Source organism: Thermotoga sp. KOL6 (assembly GCF_002866025.1).
In the GTDB taxonomy this organism is placed as follows: Bacteria; Thermotogota; Thermotogae; order Thermotogales; family Thermotogaceae; genus Thermotoga.
This window is the reverse complement of sequence record NZ_LNDE01000005.1, coordinates 1-13,273: the sequence shown is the minus strand read 5'-3', so window position 1 is coordinate 13,273 and position 13,273 is coordinate 1. Positions and strand designations below refer to the sequence as shown.

Below are 13,273 nucleotides of genomic sequence, written 5' to 3'. Positions count from 1 at the left end.
ATCCCCCCTCGGAAAGGAAGTGATGAATGGATGTTCGTAGAACTCTCTTATCCTTTGGAAGAAAAAGGTATCACATATCCAGACAATCCTCCCACATATTTCGAAGAGGTGGAAAGGATAGAAAGAGGTGCCACTGCCAACACTTCTATGATACATCTTTTCACCCATACAGGCACCCATGTTGATGCACCGTTCCACTTCTGTAAAGAAGGCTGGAAACTTGATGAAGTGCCCCTGGAGTATTTTATTTTTGAACATCCTGTTCTGGTCAACAGAGAAAAAAATCCTATGGAGCTTTTTACTCTTGAAGACATCGAAGAAATAAATCTTGAAGAAGTGGACCTTCTCATGTTCAGATCTGGTTTTGCCAGGCTCAGGGAAAAAGATCCTGCGACCTATCGTTTCTTGTTCCCTGGAATTTCTCCAGAACTTGCTCGCTTTTTGAGAGAAGAAGTACCGAGTCTGAGAGCGATCATGCTGGATTTTCTCAGTGCCGACCCTCTCGTGAAAGGTGCAAAAGAAGGCTATCTTGCTCACAAATGGCTTCTTTCGAAAGAATTCAGTCAAAAAAGACCTATTGTGATTTTTGAGGATGTGAATTTGGAGCCCATTACCAGCAAAAAGATAAAGCGTGTCATAGCGGTCCCTGTGAGATTCAAAGGACTGGATGGAAGTCCTGTGAGTGTTGTGGCAGAAGTGGAGTAAAGATTTCAGAGTAGACTCATTACCAAAGAGGAACAAAGCGGAACAGAAACATTGTCATCTATTGAAAGCGGAAGGATCTCACACACGGTGGCCGTTAAACCACCGATCAAAGCGGAAGAAAGATCCAACAAACCACTTAAAGAAATTGCGTACGCTATGAACAGATCGATAACAAGTCCCACCATCGTTCCTTCTACGGTCTTATCGAAAAGCTTTCTTTTTCCAAAAGAGGCACCTATAATCTTCGCAGCCATGTCACCGAACGCTAAAAAACAACCAGCTGTGAAGGCGATGTGTTTATCAAAAAGAAGAAAGCTCAAAATTACCCCGAGAAGAAACAAAGAAATGGAAGAAATTTGTTTTCTTTCATCTTTTCTGTATATCTTGAACTCAAGTTCCTCGTGAAAGAATCTATGAATTCTTTTACTCAAGAGCCGCACAACATCCGCTAAAAAGAACACAGAAAAAACAACTGTCGTAAGTAGAAGAAAGTCTCCTTTCTCCATTGTCATTCCAAGAACGAAAAGGAGAAAAGATGTCGGTCTTATGAACACCCTCCAACCAGCTTCATCAAGTTCGATCAGTTTTTCTTCCAGAATATTCTTCAAATTTATGAACATCAGAGTCACAATGAGAAGCCAGATGAACCAAATATCGTTTACCCTTCTCAATGTCAAAAGAACAGACAGAGCCGGGAGGACAAATATTCCGACAACATCTCCCTTCTTCGTTGTCCAAGATAGTACCGAGACTATCAGAAGAAGAAAGAACAAATCAGTAAGGAGTGTAGGAAAGGGGAGTGTCAGCCATGTGTTCCAGAGTGAAAAAAGGAGAAGTCCTACCGTTGTTGCTGCACCTTTTCCACCACGAAAATGCAAATAAAATGGAAAAACATGCCCTATAACAGCAAAATAGCCAGATAAGAACGATATGTAGTCTGGATAGCCCATCGCTTCCGCGATCTGAATCGCTAGTATTCCTTTTGTCGAGTCATAGAACGCGGTGACAACTGCTGGCCACAGACCCACTTCTCGATAAACATTCGTCGTACCTGCATGTCCACTTCCTACGCTTCGAATATCGATTCCCAACATCATTCTTGTGAGAAAGTACGCAGGAAGAATACTCCCAAGAAGATAGCCTATAACAAGAGGCATGACGTACACGTCGTATACCTCCAAAAAAACCCCCGCGATCCTGCGGGGGTTATATTTCCAATCTCAAGAGATCTCTTAAATGTTTTTTCTCTTCTTCAATAATAGCTTGTACAGGTTCTTTCTCCGGTACATAACCGAGTATTTCACTGTAGAAAATGATGGAGTCTTTTTCCACCTCGATAGCTCTTCGAACAGCCTCTCTTAAATCATCTGGAGGAGTGTTTTCCAGTTTCGGAAAGATCGACATTTCCGCAAGTGACTCCAAATAGCCAAGAACCTCGTCAGAAGGATTCAAATCCTGTTCGTATTTGTCAAGGATCTCTTTAAACTTTCTGGAGTGATCCCTTTCTTGTTCCGCAAGCCTTTCAAACAATGCTTTTGCTTCACCCTCTGACCTCTCTGCGAGATTTTTGTAATAAGTGTAACCTGTTGACTCAATCTTCAAAGCTATATTCAAAAGATCCTTCGGCCCTATCATTCTATCGCCTCCTCCACAGATACGGCAGGAGATACTTTGCTGATCGCACCGAATCTACAAACTTCGATACAACTACCACATTTGACACATTCAGCCTGATCTATAACGTGAGGCTGCCTTACACTACCACTGATACACTGGACTGGACAGACTCTAGCACAAGCGGTACAGCCAACACACTTTTCCGGATCTATCACATAGCTTATCAGGGCCTTACATTTCTTTGCTGGGCACTTCTTCTCTCTCACGTGTGCAAGGTATTCATCTTTGAAATACCTGAGAGTAGAGAGAACAGGATTGGGAGCAGTTTGTCCAAGTCCACAGAGAGAAGTATCTTTCACCACATTTGCAAGCTTTTCCAGTTCTTCTATATCCTCTTCTGTTCCTTCACCGCTTACGATCTTTTCGAGTATCTCGAGCATCTTTTTTGTACCTTCCCTACAAGGAGTACACTTTCCACAGGATTCTTCTACGGTGAACTCGAGGAAAAATCTAGCGACATCGACCATACAATCATCTTCATCCATCACGATCATACCACCGGATCCCATGATTGCACCAAGTTTCTGCAGTGATTCGAAATCAACGGGTGTGTCTATGTATTCAGCGGGTATACATCCTCCACTTGGCCCCCCTGTTTGAATCGCTTTGAGCCTTTTATCCTTGGCGATTCCTCCTCCTATCTCGTAAATCAACTCTCTGAGTGTGATACCCATTGGAACTTCTACAAGACCTGTGTTCTTCACCTTACCGGCAAGAGCAAACACTTTTGTGCCTGGGGAGTTCTCAGTTCCATATTTTCTAAACTCTTTTGCCCCATTTCTGATAATCCATGGAACGTTCGCGAGCGTTTCCACGTTGTTGATGACTGTTGGATATCCCCAAAGACCCTTTTCGACAGGATACGGTGGCTTCACCCTAGGTTGCCCTCGTTCACCTTCTATCGAGGCCATTAAAGCAGTTTCTTCACCACAGACGAACGCTCCCGCTCCGATTCTTATTTCGATGTCGAAGGAAAAATCTGTGCCCATTATGTTCTCTCCCAAGAAACCGTATTCCCTAGCTTGCTTCAAAGCTATGCCGAGCCTTTCGATAGCGAGAGGATACTCTGCCCTCACATAAACGAAACCTTTCTGGGCACCTATGGCGTAAGCAGCGATCGTCATACCTTCTATAACTGCGTGAGGATCTCCCTCGAGGATAGATCTGTCCATGAACGCTCCTGGATCTCCTTCGTCAGCATTACACACCACAAATTTTTTCTCTGCTTTTTGTTTGGCGGCAAATTCCCATTTCAGCCCTGTTGGGAAACCTGCGCCACCTCTTCCCCTGAGACCACTTTCTTTGATTTCCTTTATCACTTCTTCTGGTTTCATTTGAAGAGCTTTAGCAAGCGCGAAATACCCATCTCTCGCTATGTATTCCTCTATCTTCGTGGGATCTATGACTCCAAGATTTCTTGTGACTATTTTCACTTGTTTTTTAAAGAAGGGAACCTCTTCGTGAACTCTGGGAACGGGTTTACCCTCAGGAGCACGATAAAGATATTTTTCCACAATTCTTCCTTTCAGAATGTGTTCCTCTACAATCTCTTTTGCAGCCTCCGGCGTAAGTTTTTGGTAGAACACACCTTCTGGATATATCACGGCGATGGGACCTAGAGTACACGCTCCCATACAACCAGTTTCTATAACCCTCACAACCTCACTGAGGCTGTACTTTTTCAGTTCCTCTTCGAAAGAATCTTTCACACTCTTTTCACCAGCAGAAATACATGCTCCTCCCGCACAAATGAGAATCGTATTCGTTGTGAGTGGCACCTTTTCCACCTCCAGCGTCAAGCTTCTCCTCTTCTGACAACCAGGTCTTCAACTACCCTTCCTTCAACTATGTGCATTTGTACAATTCTTCTGGCGTTCTCTGGAGTTACTCTACCGTAGACAACAGGTTCCTGACCTTCCAGCCTCACTTCCACTGTGGGCTCCACTTCACAAAGTCCCATGCAACCAGATTGCACAACAGCCACATCGTTTATGTTGAACTCGTTGAGCGCCTCAACGATTGCCTTCAGTGTTTCTTTCGCACCCGCTGCAATTCCACAAGTACCCATTGCAACGGTAATTTTGCCTCTTTTACCGGTTTCTCCTCGCAGCTGAAGATCTTTGAGGGCTTGTTCTTTTATCTTCATGAGCTCTTCCAAACTTTTAACCTTACCCATTCCTCATCCCTCCCGCTTATACTTACTGATGATTTGAGGTACCATGTCGGGCGTAACCCTCCCGTAAAAGTCATCTTCGTCTACCATGACAACCGGTGCCATACTGCATGCTCCAAGACATCTCACACCATGGACAGAAAACATACCATCACTTGTGGGTTCATCTGGGTCGACTTTCAACTCCTCGAGAAACCTTTCGAATATTTTGTCGGCTCCTTTTACATAACAGGCGGTACCAAGACAAACTTTGATCTGATGCCTCCCTTTTGGTTTTGTAGAAAAGAAGTTGTAGAAGGTGACCACTCCATAAATTTTCGAAAGTGGTACATCGAGCTTGTCAGAGATGAACTCGAGCACGTCTGCAGGGAGATAACCGAACAATTCCTGAGCTTTGTGCAACACCTGTATCAATACATCTTTCTTCCCTTTGTAGCCATTTTCTTCTATAAATTCCTCCAACTCTTTGAAAAGTTCTTCTTTTGTTTTGATCAACCTCGCCACCTCCTAAAATGATATTAATTCGGGATTTTTGTCACAATTTTTGTCTGATATTTTTTTCACATTCACTACTTTCAATTATACTCCATATAATCTCTTGCTAAAAAGAAAAGAAAAGGTTAAAAGTGATAAAATTAGAAGGGTTTTAGAAAAAGCGTGCATCGGAGGTGATGTTGTTGTGTTGGAAAACGAAATACTATACGATGATGGACAACATAAGTTCTTCTTTCTAGGATGGGAAGAAAAGGAAGAAGAAATTGTACAGACGAACCAATATTTGATATTGGATGGCGACGAAGGAGTGCTGCTAGATCCTGGAGGAGCACATGTGTTTCCAAGAGTCATGTCGAATGTTGCTGAAATAACGGATTTATCCAAAATAAGGCATATTTTTTATACACATCAAGATCCAGATGTTACCTCCGGTATTCTTCTTTGGCTTTCCATATGTGAAAAAGCGAAGATATACATTTCTTCTCTGTGGGTGAGATTTCTACCACACTTTGGGATCTTCGATCAAAGAAGAATTGTACCGATTCCAGACTCGGGAACAAGAATAAGACTTTCAAGTGGAAGAGAGTTGGAAGTTCTCCCAGCCCATTTTTTACATTCTACAGGAAACTTTGTACTCTACGATCCTGTTTCAAAAGTTCTCTTTTCTGGTGATATTGGAGCTGCTGTTTTCGAAAAAGGGAAAAGATATAGATACGTAGACGATTTTGAAAAGCACGTTCCTCTCATGGAAACTTTTCACAGGAGGTACATGTCATCCAACATCGCGTGTAGAAGGTGGGTGGAGATGGTATCGAAAAGACCCATAGAAATAATTGCGCCACAACATGGTGCCGTGTTCAGAGGAGAGACGGTAAAGAAATTTCTAGAGTGGTTTAGAAATTTGAAATGCGGTGTCGATATAATCGACAGCTTCTACATGTGAGGTGGGAGTCATGAAAGAAGTCATGGAGAAACTGATATCCGCTTTCTTCGCAGAAAACACAATCATCTCGTTTACCAGTCAGCTCGACGAAGCACTCAGCAGAAAACTGAGAAAAATACAAGTTCGAGTTGAGAACGTTAAAGACCGTTTTTTGGAACTCAACAAATTCTTTCAAAAAATGGTGGAAGATTTCCAATCTAAGAGCGAAAAATTAGTTTCTACAATTCAAGACATGGAAAGAATGAATAAAGACATTGTAGAAGAACTCAAAAGGTCCGGAACGGATGTCGATCAGGTTGTCACAAAAGTAAAAGAAGCGACTTCCCAAATATCGAAAACACTGGAGAACATTAGATCCATAGAGGAACTGGTTCAAAACATAATGAAGATCGCTCGAGAAACGAACATATTGGCTCTGAATGCAACTATAGAAGCCGCACGTGCTGGAGAAGCGGGAAGGGGTTTCAGTGTTGTGGCAAACGAAGTTCAAAATCTCTCCAATGAAACGAACAAAGTAACAAAGCAAATAGTTGAAAAAACAAAAGACATAATAGAATCCACCCAGCGATCCCTCGAAAATCTAGAATTCATGGCAAACCTATTCGAAACAATAGGAAAAACTCTTCAGAACATGATCCAATTTATGGAAAAAAACATTGGACTTCTTCAAGATATAAAAAACACGTTCGATGAATCGAGTAAAACGTTGACAGAAGAAAGTGGAGAAATAAACAACGCAACAGAAGTTTTGGAAGAGACGACGAGAGGATTCACAACAATCACCCGGGTAATAAACTCCATAGTTTCCGCTCAAAAGAAGCTAAAGGATCTGAAAATTTAATGTATTGTTCAAGTATTCCATTATAAAAATGAATTATGTATTTGATACAATAACGTGGGTTAAATCACAAGCTCAAGGAGGTGCAACCGATGCCCGTCGCGAAGAAATATTTTGAAATTCGATGGCATGGAAGAGCCGGGCAAGGAGCAAAGAGTGCTTCTCAAATGTTAGCAGAAGCAGCATTAGAAGCAGGAAAATATGTTCAGGCTTTTCCGGAATATGGAGCTGAGAGGACGGGTGCTCCCATGCGAGCTTTCAACAGGATAGGCGATGAGTACATCAGAGTGAGATCTGCTATAGAAAATCCTGATGTCGTTGTAGTAATAGATGAAACTCTTCTCTCGCCCACCATCGTTGAGGGCTTATCCGAAGATGGCATTCTTCTTGTCAACACTGTAAAAGACTTCGATTTCGTCCGACAGAAAACAGGATTCAACGGAAAGATCTGCATAGTTGATGCTACAGATATTGCTCTACAAGAAATAAAACGCGGTATTCCCAACACTCCGATGTTGGGAGCTCTAGTCAAAGTAACCGGAATCGTTCCACTCGAAGTGATCGAGAAAAGAATAGAAAAGATGTTCGGAAAGAAATTCGCAGCCGAAATTGTTGAAGCCAACAAAAGGGCTCTGAGGCGGGGTTACGAAGAAGTTAAATGTTCAGAATGAGGAGGTGTGATAATGTCACTTAAAAGTTGGAAAGAGATTCCTATAGGAGGCGTGATTGACAAACCTGGAACTGCAAGAGAGTACAAAACTGGTACATGGCGAGTAATGAGACCGATCCTTCACAAAGAAAAATGTATAGATTGTATGTTTTGCTGGCTTTACTGTCCCGATCAAGCGGTTGTGCAAGAGGGTGGAATAATGAAAGGATTCGATTATGAATATTGTAAAGGATGCGGTTTGTGTGCAAATGTTTGTCCCAAACAGGCTATAGAAATGAGGCCCGAGACCGAGTTCTTGGGTGAGGAGGGATAAAAATGGAAAGAGTAGTTGAGAAAGTAGCCGTTACCGGTGCGGAAGCTGTTGCAAATGCAATGAGACAGATAGAACCTGATGTTGTTGCCGCGTATCCCATAACCCCTCAAACACCGATCGTTGAGTATTTTGCCAGATTTGTCGCTGATGGAGTTGTCAGAACTGAAATGATCCCAGTTGAAAGTGAACATAGTGCAATGAGCGCTGTTGTGGGTGCGGCAGCCGCTGGAGCGAGAGCCATGACCGCAACAAGTGCAAATGGGCTTGCCTTAATGCACGAGATAGTTTATATAGCAGCATCTTACAGGCTCCCTATCGTGATGCCCGTTGTGAATAGGGCACTCAGCGGGCCTATAAATATTCACTGCGATCATAGTGATGCTATGGCAGAGAGAGACTCCGGATGGATCCAATTTTTTGTCGAGACGAACCAAGAGGCATACGATCTCACCATTCTCGCTGTTAGACTTGCAGAACACGAGGATGTGAGATTACCCGTCATGGTCAATCTCGACGGTTTCATACTCTCACACGGCGTGGAACCTGTAGAGTTCTATCCCGATGAACTGGTGAAAAAATTCGTTGGAGAGCTGAAACCGTTGTATCCTCTTCTGGACACAGAGCATCCAGTCACCTGGGGTCCACTTGACCTTTACGACTACTATTTCGAACACAAAAGACAACAGATCGAAGCCATGGAAAACGCAAAAAAGGTGTTCCCGGAAATAGCAAAGGAATTCGAAGAAACGTTCGGAAGAAAATACTGGTTCGTTGAACCTTATAAACTCGACGATGCAGAACACGTGATGGTTGCACTCGGTTCAACGAACAGTACGATAAAGTATGTAGTCGACGAGCTCAGAGAGGAAGGACACAAAGTTGGTGCACTGAAGATTTGGATGTTTAGACCTTTCCCGAAAGAAGAGATCCAAGAACTTCTAAATGGCAGAAAGAGCGTGGTCGTTCTCGATAGATCCGTTTCCTTTGGAGCAGAAGCACCACTCTACGAAGCAGTTAAATCCTCATTGTACGAAGTTGCAGCAAGGCCAATGCTTGGATCCTACGTGTATGGTCTTGGTGGAAGAGATATAAAACCAGAACATATAAGAAAGGCTTTCGAAGACGCGATCAATGGCAATCTCATTGCGGATGAACAAAGATATCTTGGTCTCAGAGAATGAGGAGGTGTGAAGAATGCCTGTTAATATAAAGCAACTGGCTCAAGAGTTCGATAAAAAAGAGATAGGAATCACACAAGGCCATAGGCTGTGCCCAGGTTGTGGAGCTCCCATCACAGTGAAATTCGTCATGATGGTAGCAAGGCATTTGGGATACGAACCGGTTGTTGGCTTGGCCACAGGGTGTCTCGAAGTTTCCACAACAATCTACCCTTACACCGCCTGGAGCGTTCCTTACATTCATAACGCCTTCGAAAACGTCGCAGCAACTATGAGTGGTGTAGAAACAGCCTACAGATCTCTCAAGAACAAAGGGAAGATTCCTGAAGACAAAAAATACGCTTTCATTGCTTTCGGTGGAGATGGTGGAACGTACGATATAGGTCTTCAGTCTCTCTCTGGAATGGTGGAAAGAGGTCACAAAGTACTTTACGTTCTCTACGACAACGAAGGCTACATGAACACGGGAAACCAGAGATCAGGTTCCACACCTCCAGGTTCAGACACCACAACGGCTCCTGTTGGAAAGAAACTCCCTGGTAAGGTTCAACTCAAAAAGAATATAGTGGAAATAGTTGCAGCTCATGAAAATGTTTACGCTGCAACTGCATCTCTTTCTGATCCAATGGATTTCTTCACCAAAGTAGAAAAAGCACTCAATTTCGATGGACCATCGTTCTTAGCGGTCTTTTCACCGTGCGTTAGGTTCTGGAGGGTGAGCGAAGATAAAACGGTGGAAATTTCTAAGCTCGCCGTTGAAACGAAATACTGGCCACTCTACGAAGTGGAAAGAGGAGTTTACAGAGTTACCAGAAAACCAAGACAATTCAAGCCCGTTGAGGAATTCATCAAGGCTCAGGGAAGATTCAGGAAACTTCTCTCGAGACCAGATGCAAACGAGATAATCGCAGAGCTTCAAGAGTATCTCGATAGAAGATGGGAGAGATTACTGGCTCTCGAAGAAGCCACGAAGGATAAACCAATCAGATGAAAAAGGCGGGGGAATCCCCGCCTTTTTTGTGAGGTGAGAAAGATGCTTGCTGGAAAAGTTGCCATCGTTACAGGCGGAGGTCAAGGAATAGGGGCGGCAATTGCCCAACTCTTTGCTGAGAACGGTATGAAAGTTGTGATCGCAGAAATAGACGAAGAGGCAGGTCAAGAAAGGGAGGAAATATTGAGATCAAAGGGTTTAGATGCTGTATTCGTGAAGACGGACGTTTCAGATGAAGAGTCCGTGAAAAATATGGTGAAAAAGACGGTGGAAATTTATGGGGGAATAGATGTTCTTGTCAACAACGCCGCGATTATGTCCGTGAAAAGCATTTTTGAAAGAACTTTGGAAGAATGGGAAAGGGTCATCAAAGTGAACCTCACAGGGCCATATATTTGTTCACGCTACTGTGCAGAACATATGATAAAACGCAACGGAGGTGTGATCATAAACATAGCGAGTACCAGGGCCTTCCAATCGGAACCTAACACAGAACCCTATTCTGCTTCCAAAGGAGGGCTCATTGCCCTCACACATTCTCTCGCTGTAAGCCTTTCAAAGTACCGGATAAGAGTGGTGAGTATCAGCCCAGGTTGGATCGAAACGTCGGAATGGAAGAAGAGGTCTCTGAGGAGAAAGCCCGAACTCAGATCAATAGATCACGAACAACATCCTGCAGGAAGAGTGGGAAATCCTCTGGATATCGCTCATCTTTGTGCCTTTTTGGCAGACAATGAAAAGGCTGGTTTCATCACGGGGGTAAATTTCACAGTTGACGGTGGAATGACGATAAAGATGATTTACGAGGAGTGAAGAAATGTGGAATACATTGTGGTTGCCGTCGGAGGATCGTTGGGGGCAGTTCTTCGCTATTTTCTCTCCAAAATGATCAACTCACTGTTTCCGTTCACCTATATTCCTCTCGGCACTGTTGTTGTGAACTCCATTGGTTCTTTTATTCTCTCATTTTTGATGTTTTCTTCTATTTTCAGATTAGTTATCTCTGAAAAAATCATCCTGTTTTTCGGAACGGGTTTCCTCGGGGCCTTCACCACGTTTTCTACTTTCACCTATGAAACACTCTCGCTCATTGAAGAGGATCCATTGAGAGGAATAAATTACGTGATCATCAACTTGTTTTTCGGAATCACCTGCGCCTATCTTGGAATGATATTGGGGAGGGGGAAGATCTCGTGAAACTTTTGAAGATCTACTTAGGAGAAAAAGATAAATATAGTGGTAAACCACTCTTTGAATTCATCGTGAAACGTGCATACGAGCTTGGAATGAAGGGTGTGACAGTTTACAGGGGAGTGATGGGATTCGGCCATAAAAGGCACATACACAGAAGCGATTTTTTCAGTTTGTCGCCTGATCTGCCAATAATCATTGAAATTGTCGACAGTGAAGAGAAAATACACGTTTTCATAAAAGAGATTGAAAACGTGGAATTCGACGGACTCGTTTTTACAGCTGATGTGGATGTCATCAGGATGGGCTAGCGATCGAAGAATCTATCGAGCTCACTGTAACTTATCTTGAAAGAAATCGGCCTACCATGAGGACAATTTGTGTACCTTTTCTTGAAATAAACATCCAAAAGCTTTGTTGCCGTATCTTCATCGAATTTTCCGGATTTGATTGCAAGCTTACAGGCAGCGAGGGCTATTTTTTCTTTCAGCTTTTCTGTTTCACCATGAGAAAATTCTTTGAAAAAGTCTTCCAAGATATCTTCGGTTAGGAATGCCGGTGCCCCTACAACCATCAGCTTTCCATCCTTCACTTCGAAAGAGAATCCCAACCTTTCTAAATCTTCTTTTTCTTGATCAGTAACATTTACGGAGATCTCTTTACGTAGCGTTCTCGTTTCCCAGATTTTCTTGGTCATGATATCTTCGTAAATGATTCTTTCGTGCAAAGCATGTAGATCCACAAAAAGAACACCATCTTCCATCTCGACAACAGCATACTTTTTCTTGATGAGAAACCACCTGTAAGAAGGGGATTCTGATACATTCATCGTTTTTTTGGAGATTTCCTCGTAAGTAATGACTCTATACCACTGCTTTGCAAGATTCTTTCTCAACACTTCTTCCAAAGTTCTCTTGACCTTTTCTTCTTCCAGAAATTTAACTGTAATCTTGGATGGATGAACATTGATGTCGAGCTTTTCGGGACTGATTTCTAGGAACAAAACTACAACAGGGTATCTCCTTTTCGGAAGATCGTATACCTTCATAAGTACTTCATGAAGTTCTTCGGATATCACGTAACGCCTGTTCACATAGAAAAACTCTCCTGTTTTGTTGGGTCTGGTCACTTCCTTTGTTGAGATGACTCCTTTTATCGCGAATTCAGGTAACTCTTCTTCGATAACAATGTGCCCCTTTCTCAAATCATCAAGTATTAGAAGAGGTCTTTCGAAAAAGTCCTTCGTCGCGGGAAAAGAAAGCTCGATCTTCCCATCGGAAACAAAGGTAAAATTCACATCATTTCTCGGAAGAGCCATCCTTTCAAACATTTCACGACACATTCTACGTTCTATCGCACTGGATTTCAAAGTTTTTCTTCGTACTGGTACATTGAAAAAGATATCCCTTACCTCCACCGTAGTACCTCTGTTTCTGTGAGTTCTGGAAACTTCTTTCACTTTTCCACCTTCAATTAGAACCTGCGTTGCAAAAATGTCGTTCTCGGTTCTTGTAATAATCCTTGTTCTGCTCACCTGCACAATTGAAGAAAGCGCTTCTCCCCTAAAGCCGTAAGTTTTTATCCTGTAGAGATCATCTTCACTTGATATTTTGCTTGTTGTATGAGGCTCTATCGCAAGAAGCACTTCCTCTTTGCTCATACCTACTCCATTGTCAGAGACAATAACAAGGCTTTTTCCGCCTTTTTCTATTTCAACAAAAACTTCAGTAGCACCCGCGTCTAAACTGTTTTCAACAAGTTCTTTCAGGACGAAAGATGGATTGTGAATCACCTCACCGGCAGCAATTTTCCTTATCAGCTTCTCAGGAAGTCTCTTTATCCTCAAGTGATTCACCTCTTATTCTTCATCTTCTGAAAGATTCTAACACAAAATAAAAGAGCGGGAGATTCCCGCTCGGGTTCTTCTGTTTTTATTGCCGCCCTATCTTACTTTGAAATTGGATACAACGTTAGAGAGTTTTTCAGAGACGCTGGCGAGTTTATCGGCAGCATCTTTCACTTTGGCAGAAGAAGAAGCTTGATTTTCGATGAGTTCTTCCATCCTACCAAGACTCTCTACCACTCCCTCTACTACCTTC

At 42.8% G+C, this 13,273-nt stretch carries 16 protein-coding genes; 10 read left to right on the top strand and 6 right to left on the bottom strand.

What is annotated here, in order from left to right:
- Nucleotides 1-30 precede the first annotated feature (30 nt).
- The gene (locus AS005_RS08645) at nt 31-705 is read left to right on the top strand and encodes a cyclase family protein (RefSeq protein WP_101511316.1); all 675 of its coding nucleotides are present in this window, start codon (nt 31-33) and stop codon (nt 703-705) included.
- A gap of 5 nt (nt 706-710) precedes the next feature.
- On the opposite strand, the gene AS005_RS08640 is transcribed toward AS005_RS08645, so the two are convergent.
- Genes AS005_RS08640 through AS005_RS08620 form a run of 5 tightly spaced genes read right to left on the bottom strand, consistent with a single transcriptional unit; the run spans nt 711 to nt 5,050 of the window.
- Nucleotides 711-1,862 (bottom strand): glycerol-3-phosphate acyltransferase, encoded by a 1,152-nt coding sequence (locus AS005_RS08640; protein ID WP_233186306.1) that lies wholly within the window; start codon nt 1,860-1,862, stop codon nt 711-713.
- A 49-nt stretch (nt 1,863-1,911) separates the two neighbouring features.
- Nucleotides 1,912-2,340 carry a ferritin family protein gene (locus tag AS005_RS08635; protein ID WP_101511314.1) on the bottom strand — a complete coding sequence of 143 codons (429 nt, stop codon included), beginning with the start codon at nt 2,338-2,340 and terminating at the stop codon, nt 1,912-1,914.
- On the bottom strand, nt 2,337-4,160 hold the full coding sequence (nuoF, locus tag AS005_RS08630; RefSeq protein ID WP_101511313.1) for an NADH-quinone oxidoreductase subunit NuoF: 1,824 nt from the start codon (nt 4,158-4,160) through the stop codon (nt 2,337-2,339). The genes AS005_RS08635 and nuoF overlap by 4 nt, the downstream gene beginning before the upstream one ends.
- A 17-nt stretch (nt 4,161-4,177) precedes the next feature.
- Nucleotides 4,178-4,558 (bottom strand): ferredoxin, encoded by a 381-nt coding sequence (locus AS005_RS08625; protein WP_101511312.1) that lies wholly within the window; start codon nt 4,556-4,558, stop codon nt 4,178-4,180.
- Between the two features lie 3 nt (nt 4,559-4,561).
- Nucleotides 4,562-5,050 carry an NAD(P)H-dependent oxidoreductase subunit E gene (locus tag AS005_RS08620; RefSeq protein WP_101511311.1) on the bottom strand — a complete coding sequence of 163 codons (489 nt, stop codon included), beginning with the start codon at nt 5,048-5,050 and terminating at the stop codon, nt 4,562-4,564.
- Nucleotides 5,051-5,234: 184 nt separating this feature from the next.
- On the opposite strand from AS005_RS08620, the gene AS005_RS08615 reads away from it, so the two are divergent.
- The 9 genes from AS005_RS08615 (at nt 5,235) to AS005_RS08575 (ending at nt 11,485) form a co-directional block, all read left to right on the top strand.
- Nucleotides 5,235-5,993 carry an MBL fold metallo-hydrolase gene (locus AS005_RS08615; protein WP_101511310.1) on the top strand — a complete coding sequence of 253 codons (759 nt, stop codon included), beginning with the start codon at nt 5,235-5,237 and terminating at the stop codon, nt 5,991-5,993.
- Between the two features lie 10 nt (nt 5,994-6,003).
- Nucleotides 6,004-6,834, top strand: coding sequence for a methyl-accepting chemotaxis protein (locus AS005_RS08610; RefSeq protein ID WP_101511309.1), 831 nt, complete (start codon nt 6,004-6,006; stop codon nt 6,832-6,834).
- Nucleotides 6,835-6,923: 89 nt separating this feature from the next.
- On the top strand, nt 6,924-7,502 hold the full coding sequence (gene porC / locus AS005_RS08605; protein WP_101511308.1) for a pyruvate synthase subunit PorC: 579 nt from the start codon (nt 6,924-6,926) through the stop codon (nt 7,500-7,502).
- A 12-nt stretch (nt 7,503-7,514) separates the two neighbouring features.
- The gene (gene porD, locus AS005_RS08600; RefSeq protein WP_199203898.1) at nt 7,515-7,814 is read left to right on the top strand and encodes a pyruvate synthase subunit PorD; all 300 of its coding nucleotides are present in this window, start codon (nt 7,515-7,517) and stop codon (nt 7,812-7,814) included.
- Nucleotides 7,815-7,816: 2 nt separating this feature from the next.
- Nucleotides 7,817-8,995, top strand: a complete 1,179-nt coding sequence (gene porA, locus AS005_RS08595) for a pyruvate synthase subunit PorA (protein ID WP_199203897.1) — start codon at nt 7,817-7,819, stop codon at nt 8,993-8,995.
- Between the two features lie 13 nt (nt 8,996-9,008).
- Entirely contained in the window at nt 9,009-9,983 is a 975-nt protein-coding gene (locus AS005_RS08590; RefSeq protein ID WP_101511305.1) for a thiamine pyrophosphate-dependent enzyme, read from the top strand.
- 42 nt (nt 9,984-10,025) lie between these two features.
- Entirely contained in the window at nt 10,026-10,796 is a 771-nt protein-coding gene (locus AS005_RS08585) for a glucose 1-dehydrogenase (protein WP_101511304.1), read from the top strand.
- Nucleotides 10,797-10,802: 6 nt separating this feature from the next.
- Entirely contained in the window at nt 10,803-11,180 is a 378-nt protein-coding gene (gene crcB, locus AS005_RS08580) for a fluoride efflux transporter CrcB (RefSeq protein ID WP_101511303.1), read from the top strand.
- Nucleotides 11,177-11,485 (top strand): DUF190 domain-containing protein, encoded by a 309-nt coding sequence (locus AS005_RS08575; RefSeq protein ID WP_101511302.1) that lies wholly within the window; start codon nt 11,177-11,179, stop codon nt 11,483-11,485. Before crcB ends, AS005_RS08575 begins: the two co-directional genes overlap by 4 nt.
- On the opposite strand, the gene mutL is transcribed toward AS005_RS08575, so the two are convergent.
- Nucleotides 11,482-13,020 carry a DNA mismatch repair endonuclease MutL gene (mutL, locus tag AS005_RS08570; RefSeq protein WP_101511301.1) on the bottom strand — a complete coding sequence of 513 codons (1,539 nt, stop codon included), beginning with the start codon at nt 13,018-13,020 and terminating at the stop codon, nt 11,482-11,484. The genes AS005_RS08575 and mutL overlap by 4 nt on opposite strands.
- Between the last annotated feature and the right edge of the window lie 253 nt (nt 13,021-13,273).